26 protein-coding genes are annotated in these 24,408 nt (G+C 59.1%); 10 read left to right on the top strand and 16 right to left on the bottom strand.

The window, feature by feature from the left end:
- Positions 1-84 precede the first annotated feature (84 nt).
- Both ybaK and AC07YV_RS03590 read left to right on the top strand, forming a co-directional pair.
- Entirely contained in the window at positions 85-555 is a 471-nt protein-coding gene (gene ybaK, locus AC07YV_RS03595; RefSeq protein WP_007971306.1) for a Cys-tRNA(Pro) deacylase, read from the top strand.
- 94 nt (positions 556-649) lie between these two features.
- Complete coding sequence (locus tag AC07YV_RS03590) at positions 650-1,432, top strand: PhzF family phenazine biosynthesis protein (RefSeq protein ID WP_102698459.1); 783 nt, start codon at positions 650-652, stop codon at positions 1,430-1,432.
- Between the two features lie 115 nt (positions 1,433-1,547).
- On the opposite strand, the gene AC07YV_RS03585 is transcribed toward AC07YV_RS03590, so the two are convergent.
- On the bottom strand, positions 1,548-2,657 hold the full coding sequence (locus AC07YV_RS03585) for an ABC transporter ATP-binding protein (RefSeq protein ID WP_102698458.1): 1,110 nt from the start codon (positions 2,655-2,657) through the stop codon (positions 1,548-1,550).
- The gene (gene argF, locus AC07YV_RS03580; protein WP_033047492.1) at positions 2,654-3,574 is read right to left on the bottom strand and encodes an ornithine carbamoyltransferase; all 921 of its coding nucleotides are present in this window, start codon (positions 3,572-3,574) and stop codon (positions 2,654-2,656) included. Before argF ends, AC07YV_RS03585 begins: the two co-directional genes overlap by 4 nt.
- A gap of 404 nt (positions 3,575-3,978) precedes the next feature.
- Here argF and plzR point away from each other — a divergent pair, with 404 nt between their 5' ends.
- The 3 genes from plzR to grxD all read left to right on the top strand — a co-directional run bounded on the left by plzR (position 3,979) and on the right by grxD (position 6,949).
- Complete coding sequence (gene plzR / locus AC07YV_RS03575) at positions 3,979-4,269, top strand: PlzR type 4 pili assembly inhibitor (RefSeq protein ID WP_102698457.1); 291 nt, start codon at positions 3,979-3,981, stop codon at positions 4,267-4,269.
- Positions 4,270-4,401: 132 nt separating this feature from the next.
- Entirely contained in the window at positions 4,402-6,510 is a 2,109-nt protein-coding gene (locus tag AC07YV_RS03570) for a molybdopterin oxidoreductase family protein (protein WP_102698456.1), read from the top strand.
- A 97-nt stretch (positions 6,511-6,607) separates the two neighbouring features.
- Positions 6,608-6,949: a Grx4 family monothiol glutaredoxin gene (grxD, locus tag AC07YV_RS03565; protein ID WP_007971318.1), complete on the top strand. Its 342-nt coding sequence runs from the start codon at positions 6,608-6,610 to the stop codon at positions 6,947-6,949.
- A 173-nt stretch (positions 6,950-7,122) separates the two neighbouring features.
- On the opposite strand, the gene bfr is transcribed toward grxD, so the two are convergent.
- Positions 7,123-7,599, bottom strand: a complete 477-nt coding sequence (bfr, locus tag AC07YV_RS03560; RefSeq protein ID WP_102698455.1) for a bacterioferritin — start codon at positions 7,597-7,599, stop codon at positions 7,123-7,125.
- Positions 7,600-7,797: 198 nt separating this feature from the next.
- Positions 7,798-8,016: a bacterioferritin-associated ferredoxin gene (locus AC07YV_RS03555; RefSeq protein ID WP_007985869.1), complete on the bottom strand. Its 219-nt coding sequence runs from the start codon at positions 8,014-8,016 to the stop codon at positions 7,798-7,800.
- Positions 8,017-8,326: 310 nt separating this feature from the next.
- On the opposite strand from AC07YV_RS03555, the gene AC07YV_RS03550 reads away from it, so the two are divergent.
- Entirely contained in the window at positions 8,327-8,929 is a 603-nt protein-coding gene (locus tag AC07YV_RS03550; RefSeq protein ID WP_007971324.1) for a peroxiredoxin, read from the top strand.
- A 210-nt stretch (positions 8,930-9,139) separates the two neighbouring features.
- Here AC07YV_RS03550 and rnt read toward each other — a convergent pair whose 3' ends face one another.
- Together rnt and pyrC are read right to left on the bottom strand one after the other, a co-directional pair.
- Entirely contained in the window at positions 9,140-9,817 is a 678-nt protein-coding gene (rnt, locus tag AC07YV_RS03545) for a ribonuclease T (RefSeq protein ID WP_007972317.1), read from the bottom strand.
- Positions 9,814-10,860, bottom strand: a complete 1,047-nt coding sequence (gene pyrC / locus AC07YV_RS03540) for a dihydroorotase (RefSeq protein WP_102698454.1) — start codon at positions 10,858-10,860, stop codon at positions 9,814-9,816. Before pyrC ends, rnt begins: the two co-directional genes overlap by 4 nt.
- A 159-nt stretch (positions 10,861-11,019) precedes the next feature.
- On the opposite strand from pyrC, the gene AC07YV_RS03535 reads away from it, so the two are divergent.
- Positions 11,020-11,925 carry a flagellar protein MotY gene (locus tag AC07YV_RS03535; RefSeq protein WP_102698453.1) on the top strand — a complete coding sequence of 302 codons (906 nt, stop codon included), beginning with the start codon at positions 11,020-11,022 and terminating at the stop codon, positions 11,923-11,925.
- A 129-nt stretch (positions 11,926-12,054) separates the two neighbouring features.
- Entirely contained in the window at positions 12,055-13,272 is a 1,218-nt protein-coding gene (locus AC07YV_RS03530; protein ID WP_007972320.1) for an argininosuccinate synthase, read from the top strand.
- 149 nt (positions 13,273-13,421) lie between these two features.
- Here AC07YV_RS03530 and AC07YV_RS03525 read toward each other — a convergent pair whose 3' ends face one another.
- Positions 13,422-14,132 carry a hypothetical protein gene (locus AC07YV_RS03525; RefSeq protein WP_102698452.1) on the bottom strand — a complete coding sequence of 237 codons (711 nt, stop codon included), beginning with the start codon at positions 14,130-14,132 and terminating at the stop codon, positions 13,422-13,424.
- 472 nt (positions 14,133-14,604) lie between these two features.
- Here AC07YV_RS03525 and AC07YV_RS03520 point away from each other — a divergent pair, with 472 nt between their 5' ends.
- Positions 14,605-15,231: a response regulator transcription factor gene (locus tag AC07YV_RS03520; protein ID WP_007972324.1), complete on the top strand. Its 627-nt coding sequence runs from the start codon at positions 14,605-14,607 to the stop codon at positions 15,229-15,231.
- Positions 15,232-15,311: 80 nt separating this feature from the next.
- Here AC07YV_RS03520 and AC07YV_RS03515 read toward each other — a convergent pair whose 3' ends face one another.
- From AC07YV_RS03515 to metG, 8 genes are all read right to left on the bottom strand, one after another.
- A complete protein-coding gene (locus tag AC07YV_RS03515) occupies positions 15,312-15,491 on the bottom strand; it encodes a PA3496 family putative envelope integrity protein (protein ID WP_007972325.1) in 180 nt (59 codons plus the stop codon).
- Between the two features lie 106 nt (positions 15,492-15,597).
- A complete protein-coding gene (gene nth / locus AC07YV_RS03510; protein WP_007972326.1) occupies positions 15,598-16,236 on the bottom strand; it encodes an endonuclease III in 639 nt (212 codons plus the stop codon).
- Positions 16,237-16,261: 25 nt separating this feature from the next.
- The gene (locus AC07YV_RS03505) at positions 16,262-16,846 is read right to left on the bottom strand and encodes an Rnf-Nqr domain containing protein (protein ID WP_102698451.1); all 585 of its coding nucleotides are present in this window, start codon (positions 16,844-16,846) and stop codon (positions 16,262-16,264) included.
- Positions 16,839-17,450 carry an RnfABCDGE type electron transport complex subunit G gene (locus AC07YV_RS03500; protein WP_102698450.1) on the bottom strand — a complete coding sequence of 204 codons (612 nt, stop codon included), beginning with the start codon at positions 17,448-17,450 and terminating at the stop codon, positions 16,839-16,841. The genes AC07YV_RS03505 and AC07YV_RS03500 overlap by 8 nt, the downstream gene beginning before the upstream one ends.
- Positions 17,447-18,433: an RnfABCDGE type electron transport complex subunit D gene (locus AC07YV_RS03495; RefSeq protein ID WP_102698449.1), complete on the bottom strand. Its 987-nt coding sequence runs from the start codon at positions 18,431-18,433 to the stop codon at positions 17,447-17,449. The genes AC07YV_RS03500 and AC07YV_RS03495 overlap by 4 nt, the downstream gene beginning before the upstream one ends.
- Complete coding sequence (gene rsxB / locus AC07YV_RS03490) at positions 18,420-19,433, bottom strand: electron transport complex subunit RsxB (RefSeq protein WP_102698448.1); 1,014 nt, start codon at positions 19,431-19,433, stop codon at positions 18,420-18,422. The genes AC07YV_RS03495 and rsxB overlap by 14 nt, the downstream gene beginning before the upstream one ends.
- Positions 19,430-19,999, bottom strand: a complete 570-nt coding sequence (locus AC07YV_RS03485) for an electron transport complex protein RnfA (RefSeq protein ID WP_102698447.1) — start codon at positions 19,997-19,999, stop codon at positions 19,430-19,432. The genes rsxB and AC07YV_RS03485 overlap by 4 nt, the downstream gene beginning before the upstream one ends.
- A 108-nt stretch (positions 20,000-20,107) precedes the next feature.
- On the bottom strand, positions 20,108-22,159 hold the full coding sequence (gene metG / locus AC07YV_RS03480; RefSeq protein ID WP_102698446.1) for a methionine--tRNA ligase: 2,052 nt from the start codon (positions 22,157-22,159) through the stop codon (positions 20,108-20,110).
- A 213-nt stretch (positions 22,160-22,372) separates the two neighbouring features.
- Between metG and apbC the strand changes: the two genes are divergently transcribed.
- The gene (gene apbC, locus AC07YV_RS03475) at positions 22,373-23,467 is read left to right on the top strand and encodes an iron-sulfur cluster carrier protein ApbC (protein ID WP_015096679.1); all 1,095 of its coding nucleotides are present in this window, start codon (positions 22,373-22,375) and stop codon (positions 23,465-23,467) included.
- Between the two features lie 125 nt (positions 23,468-23,592).
- Here the strand turns inward: apbC and AC07YV_RS03470 are convergent, their stop codons facing one another.
- The gene (locus AC07YV_RS03470; protein ID WP_102698445.1) at positions 23,593-24,351 is read right to left on the bottom strand and encodes an SDR family oxidoreductase; all 759 of its coding nucleotides are present in this window, start codon (positions 24,349-24,351) and stop codon (positions 23,593-23,595) included.
- Positions 24,352-24,408 lie beyond the last annotated feature (57 nt).

The following is a 24,408-nucleotide window of genomic DNA, read 5'->3' as shown; positions in this document are numbered from 1 at the left end:
GATGCGCCGCCGTAGAGCCTTTTAACGATCAATGTCCTAGAATCCGGCGCAGTATTTTCTTCTGCCGCCCAGTCTGGAGCTGCCATGACCCCCGCATTGGATTTATTGAAAAAGGTTCGGGCCGAACATCGCGTACACAGTTACGAACATGACCCGAAGGCCGCCTCCTATGGTCTGGAAGCCGCGGAAAAACTCGGGCTCGACCCGGCGCAGGTGTTCAAGACCTTGCTGGCGGCCAGCGAGAAAGGTGAGTTGCTGGTGGCTGTGGTGCCGGTTGTCGGCAGCCTGGACTTGAAAGGGCTGGCCCATGCCGCCGGCGTGAAAAAGGTCGAAATGGCCGATCCGGCGGCAGCGCAACGCTCTACGGGTTATCTATTGGGCGGGATCAGCCCGCTGGGGCAGAAAAAGCGTTTGCGTACCTTCATCGATAACTCGGCCCAACCCTTCGCCAGCATTTTTGTCAGTGCCGGTCGGCGTGGACTGGAAGTCGAACTGGCGCCGGCCGTGCTGGCCGAACACACCCAAGCGAAGTTTGCCGATATCGGCCGTGCGTGAGCGCAGCGCTGTATGGTGAAAATCAGCCGGTTCTGTCACTGGTGCCGGTTCGGTCGGCGCTGCATGCTCGGCGATCTGACAAAGGGAGAAGGTTATGCAGTTGGAGTTTCATCAGGTCGACGCGTTCAGCAATCAGCCATTCAGCGGCAACCCGGCGATGGTCTATCGGCTCGATACCTGGCTCGCCGATGAGTTGATGCAGAAGATTGCCGCCGAGCACAACCTCGCCGAAACGGCGTTTGTCGTGCGCGAAGGGCAGGGCTGGCACATCCGCTGGTTTACACCGACCACCGAGGTGCCACTGTGCGGTCACGCGACACTGGCCAGTGCCCATGTGTTGTTTGAGGTCTATAAAGAGCCGGTCGAGCGACTGGACTTCACCTGCAAATCCGGCCCATTGAGCGTGACCCGTGAAGATGGACGACTGTGGCTGGATTTCCCGTCGATCACTGCGTCGCCGGTGAACGTGATCTCGGACATCGAGCGTGCACTGGGTGTGAAGGCTGTCGAGGTGCTGGCTTCGAATGAACTGTTCGTGGTGTTGGAGTCGGAGCGAGCCGTGCTCGATTGCAAGCCGGACATGGTCGCCCTGGCGAAACTGCCATGGTTGGGCGCCATCGTGACGGCGCGGGGCGAGCAGCACGATTTCGTTTCCCGTTACTTCGCCCCGGCAATCGGCATCAATGAAGACCCGGTGACCGGATCGACCCATTGCCTTTTGATTCCGTACTGGTCAAAGCGTTTGGGCAAGTCGAGCCTGACGGCCTGTCAGCGTTCGACGCGGGGCGGGGAGTTGTTCTGCCAGCTGGAAGGCGAGCGGGTGATGATCGGCGGGGATGCGACGCTCGTAGCAAGCGGAATGCTGATGCTGGGCTAACGCAAACCTAATTGTGGGAGCGAGCCTGCTCGCGAATGCGGTGTGTCAGTCAACATCATCATTGGCTGACACACCGTCTTCGCGAGCAGGCTCGCTCCCACAGGGGTTGTGTTGATCAGTGAGCGGAGCTGTAGCGCCGGACACCCGATTCAGCAGCCGGAATCTGCGCAGCCGTGCTGCCGGACGCCTGGAACAGCACCAGGTGTTCAGCCGCGACACGAATGCCCACATCCGCCCCGACCTGACGATCGACATGGCTCGGGAAGATGGACTCCAACTGCGCGCCTGTCGGCAGTTGCAAGCGATACAGGGTCGACGCACCGAGGAACGTCTTGCCAGCAATTCGCGCCTTCAGTGCGCTGTCCGGTGCGTAGACGATATCGTCCGGGCGCAGCAGCACGTCCACGGCGCCGCCTACCGGCCAGGTGTAGGCCCGGTTGCCGCGCAACTCACCCAGCTCGGTTTGCACCGACTCCGGGCTGCTCAACTGACCGCGTATGAAATAGCCCTGGCCGATGAAGCTGGCTACAAAGGGCGTCAGTGGTTCGTGATACAGGTTGTAGGGCGTATCCCACTGTTCCAGTCGACCTTCCTTGAACACGCCAACGTGGTCGCTGACCGCGAAGGCTTCTTCCTGGTCGTGTGTCACCAGAATCGCGCTGGTGCCACGGGTCTTGAGGATGTCGCGTACTTCATGGCTGAGCTTGCGGCGCAATTCGCCATCGAGGTTGGAGAACGGCTCGTCGAGCAACAGCAGTTGCGGTTCCGGCGCCAGGGCACGGGCCAGGGCGACACGTTGCTGCTGCCCACCGGAAAGCTCGTGGGGGAAACGCTTGCCGAGGTTCTTCAGGTTGACCAGTTCCAGCAGCTCTTCGGTGACGCGATCCTTTTGCGGATGCTTGCGAATGCCGAAGGCGATGTTGTCAGCCACGCTCAAGTGCGGGAACAGCGCGTAGTCCTGGAACACCATGCCGATGCGGCGTTTCTCCGGGGCGAGGGTGAAGCCGGCGCTGGAGATGGTCTCGCCGGCCAGCTGGATTTCGCCTTCGTGTACCGGTTCGAAACCGGCAATCGCCCGCAGTGTGGTGGTCTTGCCGCAGCCGGAAGAGCCCAGCAGGCAACCGATGTCACCAGCGTTCAAATGCAGGTTCAGGTTCTGCACCACGCGCTGGTCTTGATAGCCGCAGGCGAGGTTGCGCAGATTAAGCAGTAATGGCTGGCTCATGCGTGGTGATACGCCGGTTCGACGAGGAATTCGAGCAGGGCTTTTTGCGCATGCAGACGGTTTTCGGCTTGATCCCAGGCCACCGAGCGTTTGTCGTCGAGCAGGTCGACGCTGATTTCCTCGCCACGGTGCGCCGGCAGGCAGTGCATGAACAGCACGTCGTCAGCGGCCAGGTCGAGCAGGGCGCGGTTGACCTGGAACGGTGCGAACAGCTGCAGGCGCTTGGCGGTTTCCTCTTCCTGGCCCATGGAGGTCCAGACGTCGGTGCTCACCAGGTGTGCGCCACGCACGGCATCTTTCGGGTCGCGAACGATGGAGACCCGATCGCCGGCCTTGGCCAGGAACACCGGGTTGGGCTCGTAGCCTTCCGGGCAGGCAACGCGCAACTGGAAGTCGAACTGGATCGCCGCTTCTATATAGCTGTTGCACATGTTGTTGCCATCGCCGATCCAGGCCACGGTCTTGCCCTGGATCGAGCCGCGGTGTTCGAGGAAGGTCTGCATGTCGGCCAGCAACTGGCACGGGTGCAGGTCATCGGACAGGCCGTTGATCACTGGTACGCGGGAGTTGGCGGCGAATTCGGTCAGGTTGCTGTGGGCAAAGGTACGGATCATCACCGCATCGAGCATGCTCGACATGACGATGGCGCAGTCGCCGATCGGCTCGCCGCGGCCCAGTTGGGTATCACGTGGCGACAGGAAGATCGCCTGGCCGCCGAGCTGGATCATGCCGGCCTCGAAGGAGATCCGGGTGCGGGTCGAGGATTTCTCGAAAATCATCCCCAGGACGCGGTTTTTCAGAGGCTCGAACAGTACGCCGCGGTTACGCAGGTCCTTGAGCTCAACGCCTCGACGGATCACGCTGACCAGCTCTTCGGGCGTGCAATCCATCAGGGAGAGAAAGTGCCTTGCGCTCATCATTGACTACCTTTTTGCTACAAACCGCAGATGCTCAAAGCCTTGTTTGACGGAACAACGGGCGAGACCTGCGGCGTAAGCCGCACGGGGCGACGAAATAGGGAAAGGCGCGATCTTATAATTAAATGTCGCGTCTTACCAATAGGGCTACAGTTTTTAGGGAGTTTCAGAGGTGCTACGGGTTCACCGAGGTAGCGCTTTTGAAGCCTGTTTCCTGAAAACAGCGGTTCATTTGTACACCGGCCTCTCGGGGCTTGGCAATCAGGCGGGGCGGCAATGGTGCGCTGACAGTCGGTTTCTGACTTGCCGTTCCAGGTCTTGAGCCGTGTGTCGCCAGCTTGAAATATTTGCTAATGCAAAGTGCTGGGTTATAAATAAATCTCGAGTGACGCGGAAGCTTCCCGATGGAATCGAAAGAACAGCTGTTAATGGAGCTGCTGGGCCTCACGGCTCGCTCGCTGACTCACCTCACCGCTTCGATGACGACGATGTCCTTCGAGTTGTTGCGCAGCGAAGACGAGATCACCCGGGCTGCCGGTCGTCACATGATCGATCGCATGGCCACCATCAGTGCCGGGCTCGACGAACACTGGCGCCTGATTGGCGAACTGGCCGGTGTCGATGTCGCTCACGGGGCGTTCGAAAACCTCCAGGAAGTCCAGTTGCAGGCCCCGCCCAGGCTGCCGTCGAACTGAACCCGCGCGGCCATCGGCTGGCCTGATATCCCTCGATTCACAAGACGAACGTCGCTGGTGTGGCGTCGGGTCTGGCGCCATAGTTTTGTTTCCGCGGCCATCGGTGCCCGCCCATGACAAGACAGACTGGCCATGACCAAGACTCTCCATCACCGTGCGTGCCATTTGTGCGAAGCCATCTGTGGCCTGACCATCGAAACCACCAAGGTCGAAGACGGCAGTGTGCAGATCACGTCGATCAAGGGCGATCCCCTGGACGCATTCAGTCGTGGCCACATTTGCCCCAAGGCCGTGGCCTTGCAAGACATCCAGAACGATCCGGATCGCCTGCATCAGCCGATGCAGCGGGTGGGCAATGAATGGCAACCCATCGAGTGGGACGCGGCATTCAACCTGGTGGCCGAGCGCCTTGCGGCGATTCAGGAGCGCCATGGGCAAAACGCCGTGGCGGTCTATCAAGGCAACCCGAGCGTGCACAATTACGGGTTGATGACCCACAGCAACTACTTCCTCGGCCTGCTGAAAACCCGTAATCGGTTTTCCGCGACGTCGGTTGATCAATTGCCCCATCACCTGACCAGTCATTTGATGTACGGCCACGGTTTGCTGCTACCGATCCCGGACATCGATCACACCGATTTCATGCTGATCCTGGGCGGCAACCCGCTGGCTTCAAACGGCAGCATCATGACCGTGCCGGATGTGGAAAAACGCTTGAAGGCGATACAGGCCCGGGGTGGCAAAGTGGTGGTGGTCGACCCTCGCCGCAGTGAAACGGCGGCGATTGCCGATCAGCATCTGTTCGTACGCCCGGGCGGTGATGCCGCGCTGTTGTTCGGGTTGCTCAACACCTTGTTCGCTGAAGGCCTGACCCGCGACGGCCATCTGCCGGTAGACGGTCTGGAGGACGTGCGGGAGGCCGTCGCGCCGTTCACCGCCGAGGCCATGAGTCCGTTGTGCGCCGTACCGGCCGAACAGATCCGTCAATTGGCGCGAGACTTCGCCGCGGCGCCCTCGGCTGTCTGTTATGGCCGCATGGGCGTCTCGACCCAGGCATTCGGAACACTTTGTCACTGGGCGGTGCAGTTGATCAATCTGGTCACCGGCAACCTCGACCGCGTAGGGGGGGCCTTGTGCACCGAGCCGGCGGTGGACCTGGTGGCGACGACTTCGGGCGGGCATTTCAATTTGTGGCAGAGCCGGGTTTCCGGGCGCCCGGAATACGCCGGAGAGTTGCCAGTCTCTGCGCTGGCCGAAGAGATGCTCACCGAAGGGCAAGGGCAAGTCCGGGCGCTGATCACCGTGGCGGGCAATCCGGTGCTGTCCACGCCCAATGGCCGAAAACTCGAGCAGGCACTGGACGGGCTTGATTTCATGGTCAGCATCGACCTGTACATCAATGAAACCACGCGCTACGCCGACCTGATCCTGCCGTCCACATCGGCGCTGGAAAACGATCATTACGACACCACATTCAACCTGTTCGCGGTGCGCAACGTCAGTCGTTTCAACCGCGCAATCCTCGCCAAGCCCGAAGGGGCATTGCACGACTGGGAGATCTTCGTCGGGCTGGCCAAGGCGTTTGCCGCCAGGACCGGCAAAGAGTTGAAACCTACCATCGCCCCGGCGCAAATGATCGATCGCGGCCTGCGCATGGGGATGTACGGCGACACCTCAGAGCACAAGCTATCGCTGGCGACTTTGTTCGATCATCCCCATGGCGTCGATCTTGGCGCGCTCAAGCCTAACCTTGCACCGCGCCTGAAGACTGCCAATCAACGCATCCAGGCCGCGCCGGCGGCGATTCTCGCTGACCTGGCGCGCTTCGCCGCCTTGAAGGCGCCGGCCGCCGACGAGTTGTTGATGATTGGCCGCCGGCATGTACGCAGCAACAACTCATGGATGCATAACTATCATCGGTTGGTGAAGGGCAAGCCACGACACCAGTTGCTGATGCATCCGGATGACCTGGCCAGTCGCGGGCTCAGTGACGGACAGCGCGTTCGGGTCAGTTCGCGGGTGGGTGTGATTGAGGTCGAAGTGCTGGGCAGTCTTGATATGATGAAAGGCGTGGTCAGCCTGCCGCACGGCTGGGGCCACGCGCGGCCGGGCGTGCAAATGTCGATTGCCAGCAGCCAGCCGGGCTCCAGCGCCAACGACCTGACCGACGAATGCCGGATTGACGAACTGTCGGGAAATGCCGCGCTCAATGGCGTGCCAGTGACCGTGGCGGCGGCTTGAATCAGTCTGACGGAGAGACCGAGCAGGGCGCTCGGCTTTCCGTTACAATGCGCCACCGTGCCGACCCATGAGTCGGAAAGTTCAGCCGAGGTGCTCCATGGATATCATCGAAACGATTAAAGAGCAGATTGCCAACAACACCATTCTGCTTTACATGAAAGGCTCGCCAAATGCCCCGCAGTGCGGCTTCTCCGCGAAAGCTGCACAGGCCGTGATGGCGTGTGGTGAAAAGTTTGCGTACGTGGACATCCTGCAGAACCCGGAAATCCGCGCCAACCTGCCAAAATACGCCAACTGGCCAACCTTCCCGCAACTGTGGGTTGCCGGTGAGCTGGTCGGTGGTAGCGACATCATGACTGAAATGGCTGCTGACGGTTCGCTGCAGAGCCTGATCAAGGACGCCGCCGCCAAGGCCGCTGCTCCAAAGACCGAAGCCTGATTCGGGCGGCTCCCCTGTAGGAGCTGCCGAAGGCTGCGATCTCTTGATCTTCAGCATTAAAAAAGCCCCGCCACTCGAAAGAGGGCGGGGCTTTTTATTGTGTCTGTTGGGGCTGTTGCAGGCTGCGATCTTTTGATCCTGGAAAGTCAAAAGATCGCAGCCTTCGGCATCTCCTACTCGTCTTCACCCATCTGCGATTGCAGATAGTTTTCGAGACCGATCTTGTCGATCAGGCCCAACTGGGTTTCCAGCCAGTCGATATGTTCTTCTTCGGACTCGAGGATATCTTCAAGCAGCTCACGGCTGCCGAAGTCGCCAACTTTTTCGCAATGCGCGATAGCCACTTTCAGGTCGGCATGGCCGGTTTTCTCGATACGCAGGTCGCACTCGAGCATTTCCTTGGTGTGCTCGCCGATGTGCAGCTTGCCCAGGTCCTGGACGTTCGGCAGGCCTTCAAGGAACAGGATCCGCTTGATCAGCTTGTCCGCGTGCTTCATCTCGTCGATGGATTCGTGGTACTCGTGCTTGCCGAGCTTGTTCAGGCCCCAATCCTCATACATGCGCGCATGCAGGAAGTATTGATTGATCGCGACCAGCTCATTGGCAAGGATCTTGTTGAGATGCTGGATGACTGTAACGTCGCCTTTCATGATGGGGTCCTGCCCTGTATTAGCTGTCAATAGAACAGAGTTTGAGCCGCGTATTTAATAGTGTCAAACCTAAGTTATTGAAACTTAAATGAAAATTAATCGGAATAAGAATGTTTGTGTTCCGCGTCTAGAGCATAACTAGTTGATTTTGAGGCATAAAAAAACCGGACATATGTCCGGTTCTTTGAAAATCGATACTTAAGCGGCTGTAAATTCTGCTGGATAGGGAATTGCAGCCTGGGCCGTTTGCAGTTTTGTCAGGGTCTCGCGGACCACTTCCTTGGCAAGACAGGCACATTTGCCGCATTGACTGGCAACGCCGGTAGCCACACGGACTTCCTTGTAGCTGCAGCATCCTTCATAGATCGCATCGCGGATTTGACCGTCGGTGACGCCAGTGCAGAGGCAAACATACATAAGGAAGACCGTCGCTGATTGTGACTCAATTGCGATGGATCTTAATGTTAACGAGAATGATTGTCAAAGTGGTTTCAGAGTACTTTTTGTCATAAGCGGGGGTGGCTGACGAACGGTCTATATGGCAAACCGAAGATACAAAACCGTCGGGGATTTCATCGTACCGGGAAAAAACAGCTAAGCCAGCTCAAACACGCGGTGTATGATGGCCGGTCTTTTGCGACCGGGGTTCGTGTCACAGGGCTGTCGCCTCAGGGTGGCAGGCTGATGCGAACCCTGTTTCTCACGCTATTACACCAGGAGATATCCAATGAGCGTACTCGTAGGCAAACAAGCCCCTGACTTCACCGTACCGGCCGTACTCGGCAATGGCGAGATCGTAGACAGCTTCACCCTGTCTTCGGCGATCAAAGGCAAATACGGCCTGGTGTTCTTCTACCCGCTGGACTTCACCTTCGTTTGCCCGTCCGAGCTGATCGCTCTGGACAACCGCATGTCCGAGTTCAAGGCGCGCAACGTTGAAGTGGTCGCTGTGTCGATCGATTCGCACTTCACCCACAACGCCTGGCGCAACACCCCGGTCAACAACGGCGGCATCGGCGAAGTTCGCTACACCATGGCTGCCGACATCAAGCAGGAAATCATGAAGGCCTACGACGTTCAGTCCGCTGACGGCGTAGCGTTCCGTGGCGCGTTCCTGATCGACGACAAAGGCGTTGTCCGTTCGCAGATCATCAACGACCTGCCGCTGGGCCGTAACATGGAAGAGCTGCTGCGTCTGGTCGACGCTCTGCAATTCCACGAAGAGCACGGCGAAGTCTGCCCTGCCAACTGGAAGAAAGGCGACAAAGGCATGAACGCTTCGCCAGAAGGCGTTGCGGCTTACCTGACCGAGCACGCTGCCGCTCTGTAAGGCGCACGCTGCAGGTAAAAAAAACCGGCCGTCGAGGCCGGTTTTTTATGCGCGGGAATAAATCTGCGACTGAAATCCCTGTAGGAGCGAGCTTGCTCCGGGCGGCGTTCCGACGATGGACTCAAGAACACCGCGGGGAACCAGAACGCCCGCGTTATCGTTAACGACCATCGCGAGCAAGCTCGCTCCTACATTGATTCGTGAGTGCCATCAATCGTTGAAGTCTTCCCAACCACCCATCTGTTTCCAGCGATTGACGATGCCGCAGAACAGCTCTGCCGTCTTCTCGGTGTCATAGCGCGCCGAGTGGGCCTCGCGACCGTCGAAGTCGATGTCCGCTGCCTGACACGCCTTGGCCAGCACGGTCTGGCCGTATGCCAGGCCAGCGAGCGTCGCGGTATCGAAACTGGAGAACGGATGGAACGGATTGCGCTTCATGTCCAGGCGCGCAACCGCCGCGTTCAGGAAGCCCAGGTCGAAGCTGCTGTTATGCCCGACCAGGATCGCCCGTTTGCAACCGTTGGCCTTGAGGGCCTTGCGCACGCCGCGGAAGATATCGTTCAGGGCCGACTCTTCACTCACGGCCATGCGCAGCGGGTGATCGAGCTTGATCCCGGTGAATTCCAGGGCCGCCGCTTCGATGTTCGCACCTTCGAATGGCTCGACACGGAAGAAGTAGGTGTGATCCGGGTAGACAAAACCCTTTTCATCCATGGCGATGGTGGTCGCGGCGATTTCCAGCAGGGCGTCGGTGGCGGAGTTGAAGCCACCGGTTTCTACGTCGACGACAACCGGCAGGTAACCACGAAACCGTGCGGCCATTGGATGACGGGAACCGCCACCGCCGCCATTGCCTTCCAGTTCGTCGTCGAAATGGTCTTCACTCACGCGTGTTCCTCCAGCAGGCGCCAGCGCAGTTTTTCACCGGCGCGCAGCGGGATAACGGTCAGCTCGCCAAACGGCAGGCTGGCAGGGGCGGTCCATTCTTCGCGGACCAGGGTGATGCGATCGGTGTTGACCGGCAGGCCATAGAAACGCGGGCCGTTGAGGCTGGCGAAGGCTTCGAGCTTGTCCAGCGCATTGCGCTGCTCGAACGCTTCGGCGTACATCTCGATCGCCGCATAGGCGGTGTAGCAGCCAGCGCAACCACAAGCGGCTTCCTTGGCGTGCTGGGCGTGGGGGGCCGAGTCGGTGCCGAGGAAGAATTTTTCGCTGCCGCTGGTGGCGGCGTCGAGCAGGGCTTCCTGGTGCGTATTGCGCTTGAGGATCGGCAGGCAGTAGAAATGCGGCCGAATCCCGCCCACCAGCATGTGGTTGCGGTTGTACAGCAGGTGATGCGCGGTGATGGTCGCGCCAACGTTGGCCGAAGCCGAGTTGACGAACTGCACGGCGTCAGCGGTGGTGATGTGTTCGAACACCACTTTGAGCGTCGGGAAACGCTCGACCACACGTCGCATGTGCTCGTCGATGAAGATTTTTTCGCGGTCGAACACGTCGACATCGCCACGGGTGACTTCACCGTGGATCAGCAACGGCATCCCGACTTCGGCCATGGCCTCGAGTGCAGGGAAAATCTTGTCGATGCTGGTAACACCAGAGTCCGAGTTGGTGGTCGCGCCGGCCGGGTACAGCTTGGCGGCGTGCACGAATCCGCTGGCCTTGGCCTCGCGGATCTCTTCAGGCTGGGTGCGGTCGGTCAGGTACAGGACCATCAGCGGCTCGAACGGGCTGCCGGCAGGGCGGGCAGCGAGAATCCGCTGGCGATAGCCGTCGGCTTCGGCCGCGTTGCGCACCGGTGGAACCAGGTTGGGCATGATGATGGCGCGGCCAAAGGTGCGCGCGACATCCGCGACGGTATTGGTCAACACGGCACCATCACGAAGATGAATGTGCCAGTCGTCGGGACGCAGCAGGGTCAGGCGGTCGGACATGAGGGGATTCCAGGCGGGTCAAACTCAAGGGAATGCTACCGGAAAAGACTCTTGCAGGCACTCGCTATCAAGTTTTGCCGCAAGCTTCCGATATCCAACAGGTATGCCGTAAACATGTGTGTGTCGGTCTTTTTGTTGTAGAAGCCAGTGGAGCCTCCCGTGCGCCAGCGTTATTTAGCCTTGCTCAGTGTGTTTGCCAGCCTTCCCGCGATGGCGCTCACTTTTCAGACCCGCCTGGAGAGCATTGAGTGGACGGTCGAAGGCGACAAGTTCGAATGCCGCCTGACGCAGCCGATTACCGACTTCGGCTCGGGTGAGTTCGTGCGCAAGGCCGGTGAGCAGGCAACGTTTCGTCTGAAAGCCTATAACCCGATGATGGGCGGAGGTTCGGCGACCTTGCTGGCCGCTGCCGCACCGTGGCAACCGGGGCGCGACGATATCAACCTGGGCACGGTGAGGATCGGCAGCGGCAACGTGTTGTTCAACAGTTCACAGGCGCAGGCCGGACGCCTGATCAGCGGTCTGATGGACGGTCGCAGCCCGGTGGTTCGCCGTTCCTCGGGAGATGGCCGGGTGTCGGAAGTGCGCTTGCTGCCGGTCAGGTTCACCCAGGCGTTTGCCGATTATCAAAGCTGCGTGGCCAAACTGTTGCCGCAGAACTTCGAGCAGGTGAAACAATCCCAAATTGGCTTCCCTGGCGGCGGGATCGAGCTCGACAGCGCCGCGAAAGCCAAGCTGCAGGTGATGCTGGAGTACATGAAGGCTGATCCGACGGTCAATCACATCGAGCTCGACGGTCACTCCGACAACAGCGGCAATCGCCTGACCAATCGCGACCTGTCGCGGCGCCGGGCCCTGGCAGTGATGGAGTTCTTCAAGGCCAACGGCATCCAGGAGTCGCAAATCACCCTGCGTTTCCATGGCGAACGTTATCCGCTGGCGCCCAATACCAACAACGCCAACCGTGCGAAGAACCGTCGGGTAGCGGTACGTCTGGAGCGGGGAGCGCCCGCGGAACAAGTCGCCCCGCAGGCGACGAAAGCGGCCACTTCGGCAACGTCCTGACCCTTCGGTCATCGTCGCGCTCTCGACAGATTCTGTCGCTTGGTCGTCATAAGCTGTCGCGCCTCTGTAAATTATCCTGCATGAGCGGTAGACTTCACGGCTTTCCGTAGAACCCCGTGGAGTGATGGCATGGCGGACGTAAACAAGGTCGTTCTGGCGTATTCCGGCGGCCTGGACACTTCGGTGATCCTCAAGTGGCTGCAGGATACTTATAACTGTGAAGTGGTGACCTTCACCGCTGACCTGGGTCAGGGCGAAGAGGTCGAACCTGCACGCGCCAAGGCTCAGGCCATGGGCGTCAAAGAGATCTACATCGACGACTTGCGCGAAGAGTTCGTGCGCGATTTCGTTTTCCCGATGTTCCGCGCCAACACCGTTTACGAGGGCGAGTACCTGCTGGGTACTTCCATCGCTCGTCCGCTGATTGCCAAGCGCCTGATCGAAATCGCCAACGAAACCGGCGCTGACGCCATTTCCCATGGCGCCACCGGCAAGGGCAACGACCAGGTTCGTTTCGAATTGGGCGCGTACGCCTTGAAGCCTGGCGTGAAAGTGATTGCTCCCTGGCGCGAATGGGACCTGCTGTCCCGTGAAAAGCTGATGGACTACGCCGCGAAGCACGCGATCCCGATCGAGCGTCACGGCAAGAAGAAATCCCCGTACTCCATGGATGCCAACCTGCTGCACATCTCCTATGAGGGCGGCGTGCTGGAAGACACCTGGACCGAGCACGAAGAAGACATGTGGCGCTGGACCGTTTCCCCGGAAAACGCTCCAGACAAGCCGCAGTACCTGGAACTGACCTACCGCAACGGCGACATCGTCGCGCTGGATGGCGTCGAAATGACGCCGGCCACCGTGCTGGCGACCCTGAACCGTATCGGTGGCGAGCACGGTATCGGTCGTCTCGACATCGTCGAGAACCGCTATGTGGGCATGAAGTCCCGTGGCTGCTACGAAACCCCTGGCGGCACCATCATGCTGCGTGCCCACCGTGCGATCGAATCGATCACCCTGGACCGCGAAGTGGCTCACCTCAAGGACGAGTTGATGCCCAAGTACGCCAGCCTGATCTACACCGGCTACTGGTGGAGCCCTGAACGTCTGATGCTGCAACAGATGATCGATGCGTCCCAGGTCAACGTGAACGGCGTTGTGCGCCTGAAACTGTACAAGGGCAATGTGATTGTCACTGGCCGCAAGTCCGACGACTCGCTGTTCGACGCCAACATTGCTACTTTCGAAGAAGATGGCGGCGCGTACAACCAGGCGGATGCTGCGGGCTTCATCAAGCTCAACGCCTTGCGCATGCGCATTGCGGCGAACAAAGGTCGGAAGCTGTTCTGAGACCTTTGAGCTCGTGATGGGTGCCTGAGCTCGTCCTTGACGAGGTCAGGCACCTGAAAACGGGGTGTGATGCCAGTTACTGCGATGTTGGGTGCATTCGTTGCCGCTCACGGTTTCCTGTCCATTTCCTTCCGATGGTCTGTCTGGCTCTACGCGTTGTTGTTTGCCGGTTGCCCGGCTTGATCAATGACCGTCAGCCTGTGCGAGGCCGGATCGTAGGCAATGTAATAGGCGGAGCAATGCTTCCGGCTCTGCCTGGAGTGTTTGAGCGCACTGGCCTTCAGTAAGGTCTCTGAAATGGCACAAGTGACAAACAGAATCACGTACGCCATCTTTTCCCGCGGTTTCTGGATTTTTTCCAGCAGCGTTTCAAATTCAACCTCCTTGCTCATACCGCGTGTATCAACGATGCACAGGTTTTTTACAGATTCCGGTAACTGAAGTTGATGCTGAACGAAGACGGTGCTGTGCAGGCCCATCTCCGTTGGCGGGTCCTGTGCACCGCAGGGCGACCGAGCTGGCTGCTGGCCATTCGTTGACGTTTCCGTAGCGGGATTCCCTGACAACTTCCCGGATGCTTTTTTTTCCGACCGCCCTGCATCTTCCATCGCTTTCATGAAGTGTTTTCCCTTTTCAAAGTCGGAAGGCGCATACAGTGATCGGTAGTTGAAGTTGAGTGTCGCGAAAAAAAGTAAAAGTAAATAAAACGGAAAGCTGATCAGAAACCAGACGTAGAGTTCTCTTTCCTCTTGGTCAAGGAAGGGGAGAGAAACGGCGGCCGAAGTTTCAGAGAGTGTTGCGAATATCGCAATGATTGTCATTGGGTTGGTGATTAGCTTTCTGCCATGTTCTGTACTCATGTTGAATTCTCATTTTTTGAGTGTTTTTTGAAGTTTGTTTGATGTGGCTGTATTGGAGTTTTTTATGATTGCTGGTGGTGCTTTAATGATTGCTCAAAAAATATAATTCGCTGTAAGAGTAATTGGATGTCTGGTGTGTGATATTTCTGGTGTGAATGTTGAGTGCGAAAATATCAGTTACGTTTTAGTGCAGAAGTTGATACTTGTGTTTGTCAGGGGGCGGCTGTTCACGCTGGCTTTTGGAAAATTCTGTTTGTAAATCGATAGAGTGGTTTGCTGAAAACTGCACCACCATGACGCTGATACAGTTTTCAACTCATTCCGCTCGAGGGATTCTTGTAGGAGAAATCCGTGTTGTTTGTAGGGTATGTCTCTTGGTGTGGGTGGTTGGAAAGGGCGACATGCCATGGGGGAAACGACTAGGCTATTGTGCGGGCTCTAAAAATTCGAACAGCGAAAATTGGACTTGCCCATGAATAAAGTGCTGATCGTGGATGATCACCCCGTCATTCGTCTTGCGGTACGTATGCTAATGGAACGTCATGGCTACGAAGTTATTGCAGAAACCGATAATGGTGTGGATGCACTGCAACTAGCCCGTGAACTTACGCCGGATATTGTCATTCTGGATATCGGGATTCCGAAGCTGGACGGATTGGAAGTTATCGCGCGTTTGTCTTCGACCTCAATGCCGATGAAAGTGCTGATCCTGACTTCCCAGGCACCGGGTCATTTTTCCATGCGTTGCATGCAATCCGGTGCGGCCGGTTATGTCTGCAAACAACAAGACCTGACGGAGTTGCTCAGTGCAATAAAGGCCGTGTTGTCAGGCTACAGTTACTTTCCCAATCAAGCCTTGCATACCGTGCGCTGCAGCTTGGGGAATGCCAGTGAGGCCGACATGGTTGATCGGTTGTCGGGGCGGGAAATGATGGTCCTGCAGCAGTTGGCCAGAGGGAAAACCAATAAGGAAATTGCCGATGGAATGTTTCTCAGCAATAAAACAGTCAGTACTTACAAGACCCGCCTGTTGCTCAAACTCAATGCAAGGTCCCTGGTCGATTTGATCGAACTGGCCCAACGCAACGGTCTGGTGTGATGGCGTATTTTTGCGACAAGGGGCGTATGTCTAAATATGGCACTCAAAAAAAAGCCTCCGTTTCGGGAGGCTTTCAGGTGTCATAAGTCAAAATCGTAGTCGGCCAATTGCTTTTGCAGTCGGCGCTCCTCCAGCAGATTGTCGATGGTGCGGCGTTTGCTCAGATTAGTTTTCGCTACTTCAACCACCGGCTCGGCGTCATCGGTTTCGGCGGTGGTGAAGTCGTCTTCTACGTCCAATTGCTCTTTGCCAGTACTCATTTAGTTGCTCCAGGCTAAGAAGGCCTTTGGCGCTCCTTATATCGACAATCTCCCGGCGGGTAAAAAAGATTTTTTCAATCGACAATTCAACAATCCCAATAGCGCCTCAATCGTCGGAGGTTTTGTGCTTGTATTCGCACAAGTCCTCGATCCGGCAGCTTCCGCATCGGGGCTTGCGGGCGAGGCAGACATAGCGGCCGTGAAGGATCAGCCAGTGATGGGAGTCGAGCAAGTACTCCCTGGGCACGAATTTCATCAGTTTTTTCTCGACTTCCACCACATTCTTGCCGGGTGCAATGCCGGTGCGGTTACTGACCCTGAATATATGCGTGTCGACAGCCATGGTCAGCTGACGGAATGCCGTATTGAGTACCACATTGGCGGTTTTGCGGCCGACGCCGGGCAGCGCTTCCAGCTCTTCGCGGGTTTGCGGCACTTCACCGGCATGACGCTCGACCAGCAAGCGGCAGGTTTCGATCACGTTTTTCGCTTTGCTGTTGTACAGGCCGATGGTCTTGATGTACTCCGACAGTCCCTCGACACCCAGGGCATGGATCGCTGCCGGGGTATTGGCGACCGGGAACAGCTTGGCGGTGGCCTTGTTGACGCCGACATCGGTCGACTGCGCCGAGAGAATCACGGCAATCAGCAATTCGAACGGTGAGGAATAGGCCAGTTCGGTCTTGGGTTCCGGGTTGTCTTCGTGCAGTCTGCGGAAAATTTCCAGACGTTTTGCGGCATTCATGGGCAGTGCGTTTCCTCGTGGGCAATCAATGTGTGGTTGTGGGGCGCCGGGCCTGCCAGGCGGCGATCAGCAGTCCGAGCAGAATGAACCCGCCAGGGACCAATGTGGCCAGGCGCAGACCACCATCGGTCACCAGCACCCAGCCTTGCCAGTCAGCTTGTATTGCACCGGACAGCCACGATAGTCGGTTTCCCAGGGTTGCGTTGCCGATGAGTTCGCGCAGCAGTCCCATAGCGATCATCAGCGTGACAAACAGGCCACTGAGTCGCAGGCGCTGGCGCCAGCCGTTGTGAAAGAACCCGGTGTGCTCCAGTACGACGCATTGCAAGGCGATCATGGCGCCATAAAAACCCAGATGTTGCTGCCATTGCAGCGACCAGGCTTGTGCCGTGAGTTCCGCGCAACTGGTGAGCGTGGCGGCCAACAGAACGCTGGCCGGCAAGCGGGCCGCCGGGACCAGTCGGGATCGCAGGGCGCCCATGGCCGGACTGAACAACTGGGTCACCACCATGAACATCAGGCACAGGCCAAGTGCGGCCATCAGCGAGTGGGTGGCACCGATCAGCGGCGTCAGCATCAGGGCGTTGGGTAGAGTCGATGAGTTATCCATGGGCAGGGTTCGCGAGCAGTTGTTGCCGGTGTTCATCAAAGTAGCGCAAGGCATCGTGCACGGCATTGATCACCGCTCTTGAGGTGATGGTCGCGCCTGCGATCTGATCGAACTGCCCCTGATCCTTTTTCAGCGCCCAGCCACTGTCACCGGGTTCTGTTCGGGTTTTTCCGGAAAAAACCTGCAGCCAGCCATTGGGCCACTCGGCGATCCGTGCCCCCAGCCCAGGTGTTTCCGACTGTTTGAGGGTTTTGACACCCAGCAACCTGCCATTGGCATCGACAGCGATCAGTAGCTCGATGGCACCGGTGTAGCCGAGGGTTTGACTGCGCAGCAACACGGCGACGGGTTGCTCGCCCCGGGTCGCCAGATAGCCACCCAGCAAGGTGCTGTTTGCCAGGGTGGTTGTTTCGATCCTGATGGGGTGGTCGAGTGGTTGATTGTCGTAGCTGTCTGACGGTATCAGGTCCAGCAGATTCCGGCTGTCGAGCAGGCGCTGTTCGGCTGCAATGCGCGGCGCGCTGCCGAGTTGCACGAAGTACGTCACGCCCATGCCCAGTGCGGCCAAAAACACCAGAAGCGTGATGCTTGATGTCCGGTTCATGACGCCTCCGGCTGTTGTCTGGCCGCCACGAACCGCTCCAGCGCCGGCACGCACAGGTTCATCAACAGCACGGCAAAGGCGATGCCGTCCGGATACCCGCCCCAGGTACGAATCAGATAAGTCAGGAGCCCGACGCCGACGCCGAACAGCAGTTTTGCCCCGGGGCTTCTGGCGCCGGATACCGGTTCGGTGATGATAAAGAACGCCCCCAGCATGGTCGCACCGGTCAGCTGGTGAAACAGCGGCGAGCCATGGGAGTCGGAGCCCGTCCCGTTCCAGCACAGCAGGCTGATGACGAACAGGCTGGCCAGCATGCCGACCGGTGCATGCCAACTGATCACTCTTCGTTGCAGGAGAAACATTCCGCCCGCCAGAAACGCCAGGTTCACCCACTCCACACCGCGTCCGCCGTAGCGGCCGAATGCCGGATTGCCGGCAAACAGTTCATCCATGGTCAGGCTTTTGTTGATCCGCAGGCTGTCCAGTGCCGTGGCCTGCACCCACGCATCCGGTGCCTGGCCGAATCCGAACACTTGCTGCAAGCCACTCAACAGGTCCATGCCATGGGGTGATGGCCAATGGGTCATGGGTTGGGGAAAGGTCACCAGTACCAGAGCAAATCCGAGCATCGCCGGGTTGAAGGGATTTGAGCCGACGCCGCCATACAAGTGCTTGCCAAAGATCATCGCAAAAGCGGCTGCGCTGAGGGTCAGCCACCATGGGCAGTAAGGCGGCAGCGCCAGAGCCAGCAAGGTGGCACTGACCAACGCGCTACCGTCACTCAGGGTTGGCCTCAGCGGTTGCTTGCGCCATTGCACGACGGCCGCTTCAACGGCCAGCGCAGCAGCGGCCGCCAGTACCAGGTTGATCGACACGCCCCAGCCGTATAGCCAGAACGCGGCGAGCATTCCCGGCAGCGTGGCCAGAAGCACCAGCTTCATGGCCTGCTGCAGGCGCTCATCAACGGTTTCAAGGGCTGGCATGGGCGTTCACCTGGCGTTCGGCTTCGCCGAGTGCGCGCTCCAGGGCTTCGATGTGCTCCGCCGGTGCTTCGTTGGCCTGAGCCTTCTTGAGTTCGGCACGGCGCATGGCCAACTGGATCTTGGCCCGTTTCAGATCGGCATCATTTGACGACACCCTTGCGACCGTCGGCGCAGTGGCAGGTGGCGCGGCGCTTTCCAGTTGCGCCAGGTTTTGTTCGGCGTCTTCGAACTGCTGTTGCAGGACAATCAACTGCGATTGCTGTTCGAAGGTCGGTGGATGTCCGAAGGCTTTCAGCGATTTGTGCAGCTGGGCCCGACTCATCGCCACATCGATCTTCGCCTTTTTCAGCGCGGCATCGGCATTGGCGGCTTTCTGTGCACGGACGCGCTCGAGGGCGGCCTGTACCGGGTCGACTGCCGCTTCGCTAGGTTGCGTGGCACGTTGCCGGGCCTGGCGTTCGGCGATTTTCTGTTGCTCTTCGCGCTGCAATCGGGCATTGCGCTGTTCGAAGCGGCGCCGCGCGTGATCGCGCTTGAGGGTACGGGCCTGCCGCGCTTGCGGTGTGAGGGCCAGGCCCCCGACCACCGGCAATACAGTGTCCAGCGGCAGCGGGCGCATTTCGATGCAGTCCACCGGGCAGGGTGCTACGCAGAGGTCGCAACCGGTGCACTCGTCGATGATCACCGTGTGCATCAATTTGGCCGCCCCGACGATGGCATCGACCGGGCAGGCCTGAATGCACTTGGTGCAACCGATACACTCGGCTTCTCGGATATAGGCGATCTGTGCAGGTGCCGAACCGCGAGTGATGTCCAGTTCCAGCACTGGCACCTTCAACAACTCGGCCAGGGCCGCGATGGTTTCGTTGCCGCCGGGCGGGCACTTGTTGATCGGCTCGCCGCTGGCAATGCCTTCGGCGTACGGTTTGCACCCGGGGTGGCCGCATTTGCCGCATTGGGTTTGCGGCAAGAGTGCGTCGATGAGTTGAATCAGACTCATGTTTTGATCAGTCCGCTGAATCCGAGAAAAACCACTGCGATCAGGCCGGCACTGATCAGGTCGATCGGCAGGCCGCGAAAGGGCAGGGGCACATCGTTGTCGGCCGTGCGTTCACGCAAATCGGTGAACAGGCTCAACACCAGCCAGAAGCCCAGCCCTGCGCCGAGGCTCAAGGCTGTGGCGTGAAAGAAGCCCTTGTCATCCTGAGCGTTAAGCAAAGTCACGCCCAGCACGCCGGCATTGCCCAGCAACAATGGCCAGAGGCCTTCGAACGACAGTGTCGAAAACACCCGCGCCAGTAGCTTCAGCAATGGGTCGATCAGCAGCACGCTCAATGGCAGAAACACAAACAGACGCAGCGCCGTCAATTGCAGCGGCTCCAGCAGCCAGTGGTAGAGCGCGTAGCCGAGCATGCCCACGAGCAGCATCAGGCATGTCGTCGCAATGCCCAGGGCATGGACCTGACGGCGCTGGCTAGCCAACAGCGGATCGACGCCCAGCGGCCAGTGCAACACGAGGTTGTTGATCAGGGCTGCACTGATAAGCGTCAAAAGCGTTTCGGTCATGATCGTCCCTATCCGATGCTGGATAACCCTGTAGGAGTCAGTATGGGCCAGACATGAAAATCCCACAGTCGCGCCAGGCACGACTGTGGGATCGATTTGCCGCAGATCTTACTTGATGCGCTGACCCGGCTTGGCGCCGCTGTCAGGGCTGAGCAGGTAGATCTCTTCACCGCCAGGACCGGCTGCCATCACCATGCCTTCGGAGATGCCGAACTTCATTTTCCGTGGCTTGAGGTTGGCGATCATCATGGTCAGGCGGCCATCGAGCTTGGACGGATCCGGGTAAGCGCTCTTGATCCCGGAGAACACGTTGCGTTGCTCGTCACCGATGTCCAGGGTCAGGCGCAGCAGCTTGTCGGCGCCTTCCACGTGTTCAGCCTTGACGATCAGCGCGACGCGTAAATCGACCGCCGCGAAGGTGTCGAACTCGATTTCCGGCGACAGAGGATCCTTGGCCAGTTCGCCATTGCCGACAGGTGCGGCTTCGCCGGTGTCGGTCTGGCTGGCGGTCAGGTCTTCTTTCGAGGCGTCGGTCATGGCTTGTACCTTGACCGGGTCGATGCGGGTCATCAGCGGCTTGAACTCGTTCAACTGGTGATTGGCGAGCAAGGTCGCGTGGTCGTTCCAGGTCAGCGGTGCGACGTTGAGGAACGCCTCGGCGTCGGCGGCCAGCAGCGGCAGCACAGGCTTGAGGAAGATCACCAACTGGCGGAACAGGTTGACGCCAGTGGCGCAGATCGCCTGGACTTCATCCTGCTTGCCTTCCTGCTTGTTCAGCGACCACGGAGCCTTGTCGGCGATCCAGGCGTTGGCGCGGTCGGCCAGGCCCATGATCTCGCGCATGGCGCGGGCGAAGTCGCGGGCTTCGTAGGCGTCGGCAATGCCTGGCGCGGCGGCCAGGAAGGCTTCGGTCAACTCAGGCGCGGCGTTGGTGTCGACCATCACGCCGGCATTGCCTTTGTGAATGAACCCGGCGCAACGGCTGGCGATGTTGACGACCTTGCCCACCAGGTCAGAGTTAACCTTCTGCACGAAGTCCTCGAGGTTCAGGTCGAGGTCATCGACGCCACGGCCCAGCTTGGACGCGTAGTAGTAGCGCAGGTATTCCGGCGACAGGTGATCCAGGTAGGTGCGGGCCTTGATGAAGGTACCGCGGGACTTGGACATCTTCTGGCCGTTGACGGTCAGGTAGCCGTGCACGTTGATCCCGGTCGGCTTGCGGTAGCCGGCGCCTTCGAGCATGGCTGGCCAGAACAGGGCGTGGAAGTTGACGATGTCCTTGCCGATGAAGTGGTACAGCTCGGCGGTGGAGTCCTTGCCCCAGAACGCGTCGAAGTCCAGTTCCGGCGTGCGGTTGCACAGGTTCTTGAAGCTGGCCATGTAGCCGATCGGCGCATCGAGCCATACGTAGAAGTACTTGCCCGGCTCGTCGGGGATCTCGAAACCGAAGTACGGCGCATCGCGGGAGATGTCCCACTGTTGCAGGCCGGCATCCAGCCATTCGGCGATCTTGTTGGCCACGGCATCCTGCAGGGTGCCGCTGCGGGTCCAGGTTTGCAGCATGGCCTGGAAGTCCGGCAGCTTGAAGAAGAAGTGCTGGGAATCCTTGAGCACCGGGGTGGCGCCGGAGATCGCCGACTTCGGATCCTTCAGGTCGGTTGGCGCGTAGGTCGCGCCGCATTTTTCGCAGTTGTCGCCGTACTGGTCTTCGGTACCGCATTTCGGGCAGGTGCCCTTGATGAAGCGGTCGGCCAGGAACATTTTCTTTTCCGGGTCGAAATACTGGGTGATCGAGCGTGTGGCGATGTGCCCGGCGTCACGCAGTTTCAGGTAGATCTGGCTCGACAGCTCACGGTTTTCTTCGGCGTGAGTGGAGTGGAAGTTGTCGAAGTCGACCAGGAACTCGGCAAAGTCGGCGCTGTGTTCAGCCTGGACGTTGGCGATCAGTTGTTCCGGGGTGATGCCTTCCTTTTCCGCGCGCAGCATGATCGCCGAACCGTGGGCGTCGTCGGCGCAGACATAGATGCATTGATTGCCGCGGTGCTTCTGGAAGCGCACCCACATATCGGTCTGGATGTATTCCAGCATGTGGCCAAGATGGATCGAACCATTGGCATAGGGCAGGGCGCTGGTGACGAGGATCTTGCGTGGCTCGGACATGGGGCTCGGCTACTTGATGAAACGGAGGTCGGCCACTATAAAGCGCTGGCGCATATTTTTCATCCTGTGAGCCTGTTTCATTGGATGAGCAGCCAGAAAAGATCGCAGCCTTCGGCAGCTCCTACAGGGGGTACTCGTAGGAGCTGCCGAAGGCTGCGATCTTTTGAGGTACGATACCCATCATCTTTTCCAGTCCCGTTTTCGGAGTTGCCCATGAGCGCCGTCAATCGCGCAGCGGTGGAAGCCGTCCTTCGCCAATACACCGACCCTTACCTGAACCAGGACCCGGTCAGCGCCGGGTGCGTGCGCAACATCGACATCCAGGGCGACCGCGTCAGCGTCCAGCTCGAATTGGGTTACGCCGCCGGTCTGTTCAAGAGCGGCTGGGCGCAGATGCTGGAAATGGCCATTCAAGGCCTGGATGGCGTGTCGAGTGCCAAAGTCGATATCACCAGCGTGATCGCCGCGCACAAGGCCCAGGCGCAGATCCCGGGGCTGGCCAACGTCAAGAACGTGGTGGCCGTGGCGTCCGGCAAGGGTGGCGTGGGCAAATCCACCACCGCGGCCAACCTGGCCCTGGCCCTGGCTCGCGAAGGCGCCAAGGTCGGTATTCTCGATGCGGACATCTACGGTCCGAGCCAGGGCATCATGTTTGGTATCCCGGAGCGCACCCGTCCTGAGGTCAAGGATCAGAAATGGTTCGTCCCGCTCAAATCCCATGGCGTCGAAGTGATGTCCATGGCCTTCCTCACCGATGACAACACACCGATGGTCTGGCGTGGTCCGATGGTCTCCGGTGCCTTGCTGCAACTGGTGACTCAAACCGCGTGGGGCGACCTGGACTACCTGGTCATCGACATGCCGCCGGGTACCGGTGACATCCAGCTGACCCTGGCGCAGAAAGTGCCGGTGGCCGGTGCAGTCATCGTGACCACCCCGCAGGACCTGGCCTTGCTGGACGCGCGCAAGGGCGTGGAAATGTTCCGCAAGGTCAACATTCCGGTGCTGGGCGTGGTGGAAAACATGGCCGTGCACATCTGCTCCAACTGCGGACATGCCGAGCATCTGTTCGGTGAGGGCGGTGGCGTGAAGCTGGCCAACCAGTATGGCGTCGAGCTGCTGGCCTCGTTGCCGCTGTCGATGGTCATCCGCGAACAGGCCGATGGCGGCAAGCCGACGGTGATCGCCGAGCCTGACAGCCAGATCGCCATGGTTTACCAGGAGCTGGCCCGTCATGTCGGTGCGCGGATCGTATTGCAGGAAGCTTTGACGCCGGCGATGCCGAACATCAGCATCAGCGACGATTGATGATCTGAAATGCTTTCCCCGTGGGAGCGGGCTTGCTCGCGAATGCGGTGTGTCATTCAACAGATGGTTGACTGATCCAACGCATTCGCGAGCAAGCCCGCTCCCACATTTGTTTTGTGGTGCTTTTAGATCCGCAACCCGCCATCCATCTCCAGAATCCGACCGGTGTAATAGTCGTTCTCGAAGATGTAAGCCGCCGAATGGGCAATCTCTTCCGGCTTGCCCATGCGCTTGAGCGGAATGCCGGCGGTCATCTTTTCCAGCGCTTCAGGCTTCATGCCCAGGGTCATCTCGGTTTCGATGAAGCCCGGTGCAATGCCGGCCACGCGAATGCCGTAGCGCGCCAGTTCCTTGGCCCAGGTCACGGTCGCCGCAGCGACACCGGCCTTGGCCGCCGAGTAGTTGGTCTGGCCGATGTTGCCGGCACGGGAAATCGACGAGATATTGATGATCGCGCCGCTGTTGTTCAGCTCGACCATTTTTGCCGCGACTTCACGGGTGCACAGGAACACGCCGGTCAGGTTGACGTCGATGACCGCCTGCCACTGGGCCAGGCTCATCTTGGTCATTTCGCCATCCTTGACCTTGAGCAACAGGCCGTCACGCAGGATCCCGGCATTGTTGATCAGGCCGTGGATCGCGCCGAAATCTTCGGCGACCTGGGCGACCATGTGGGTCACTTGCTCTTCGTTGGCGACGTTGCACAGGTAAGCTCGGGCTTCGACACCCTTGGCCTTGCAGGCCGTGACAGCGGCGTCGAGTTTTTCCTGATTGAGGTCGACCAGGGCGAGCTTCGCGCCCTTGCCGGCGAAATACTCGGCCATGGAGCGACCTAAACCCTGGCAACCGCCAGTGATAATGATTACTTTGTCAGTGAGTTGCATTCGCATGTCCCCCGGTAGCAGGTCTGAGTGGTTTCCTTGTAGAGAGCCTCTCGATCT

The sequence above is a fragment of the Pseudomonas sp. GW456-E7 genome (assembly GCF_059424105.1).
Note: the sequence above shows the minus strand (reverse complement) of the source record. Positions and strands in the feature narration are given on the sequence as shown.

Coding starts and splice junctions, on each gene's coding strand:
- AC07YV_RS03500 (WP_102698450.1), bottom strand. CDS start 17,450: ATGAACCGGACATCAAGCATCACGCTTCTGGTGTTTTTGGCCGCACTG.
- AC07YV_RS03515 (WP_007972325.1), bottom strand. CDS start 15,491: ATGAGTACTGGCAAAGAGCAATTGGACGTAGAAGACGACTTCACCACC.
- grxD (WP_007971318.1), top strand. CDS start 6,608: ATGGATATCATCGAAACGATTAAAGAGCAGATTGCCAACAACACCATT.
- bfr (WP_102698455.1), bottom strand. CDS start 7,599: ATGAAAGGCGACGTTACAGTCATCCAGCATCTCAACAAGATCCTTGCC.
- AC07YV_RS03530 (WP_007972320.1), top strand. CDS start 12,055: ATGGCGGACGTAAACAAGGTCGTTCTGGCGTATTCCGGCGGCCTGGAC.
- apbC (WP_015096679.1), top strand. CDS start 22,373: ATGAGCGCCGTCAATCGCGCAGCGGTGGAAGCCGTCCTTCGCCAATAC.
- AC07YV_RS03550 (WP_007971324.1), top strand. CDS start 8,327: ATGAGCGTACTCGTAGGCAAACAAGCCCCTGACTTCACCGTACCGGCC.
- AC07YV_RS03590 (WP_102698459.1), top strand. CDS start 650: ATGCAGTTGGAGTTTCATCAGGTCGACGCGTTCAGCAATCAGCCATTC.
- plzR (WP_102698457.1), top strand. CDS start 3,979: ATGGAATCGAAAGAACAGCTGTTAATGGAGCTGCTGGGCCTCACGGCT.
- pyrC (WP_102698454.1), bottom strand. CDS start 10,860: ATGTCCGACCGCCTGACCCTGCTGCGTCCCGACGACTGGCACATTCAT.
- AC07YV_RS03555 (WP_007985869.1), bottom strand. CDS start 8,016: ATGTATGTTTGCCTCTGCACTGGCGTCACCGACGGTCAAATCCGCGAT.
- metG (WP_102698446.1), bottom strand. CDS start 22,159: ATGTCCGAGCCACGCAAGATCCTCGTCACCAGCGCCCTGCCCTATGCC.
- rsxB (WP_102698448.1), bottom strand. CDS start 19,433: ATGAGTCTGATTCAACTCATCGACGCACTCTTGCCGCAAACCCAATGC.
- AC07YV_RS03495 (WP_102698449.1), bottom strand. CDS start 18,433: ATGCCAGCCCTTGAAACCGTTGATGAGCGCCTGCAGCAGGCCATGAAG.
- AC07YV_RS03485 (WP_102698447.1), bottom strand. CDS start 19,999: ATGACCGAAACGCTTTTGACGCTTATCAGTGCAGCCCTGATCAACAAC.
- AC07YV_RS03570 (WP_102698456.1), top strand. CDS start 4,402: ATGACCAAGACTCTCCATCACCGTGCGTGCCATTTGTGCGAAGCCATC.
- nth (WP_007972326.1), bottom strand. CDS start 16,236: ATGAATGCCGCAAAACGTCTGGAAATTTTCCGCAGACTGCACGAAGAC.
- argF (WP_033047492.1), bottom strand. CDS start 3,574: ATGAGCGCAAGGCACTTTCTCTCCCTGATGGATTGCACGCCCGAAGAG.
- AC07YV_RS03520 (WP_007972324.1), top strand. CDS start 14,605: ATGAATAAAGTGCTGATCGTGGATGATCACCCCGTCATTCGTCTTGCG.
- AC07YV_RS03470 (WP_102698445.1), bottom strand. CDS start 24,351: ATGCAACTCACTGACAAAGTAATCATTATCACTGGCGGTTGCCAGGGT.
- AC07YV_RS03525 (WP_102698452.1), bottom strand. CDS start 14,132: ATGAGTACAGAACATGGCAGAAAGCTAATCACCAACCCAATGACAATC.
- AC07YV_RS03505 (WP_102698451.1), bottom strand. CDS start 16,846: ATGGATAACTCATCGACTCTACCCAACGCCCTGATGCTGACGCCGCTG.
- ybaK (WP_007971306.1), top strand. CDS start 85: ATGACCCCCGCATTGGATTTATTGAAAAAGGTTCGGGCCGAACATCGC.
- AC07YV_RS03585 (WP_102698458.1), bottom strand. CDS start 2,657: ATGAGCCAGCCATTACTGCTTAATCTGCGCAACCTCGCCTGCGGCTAT.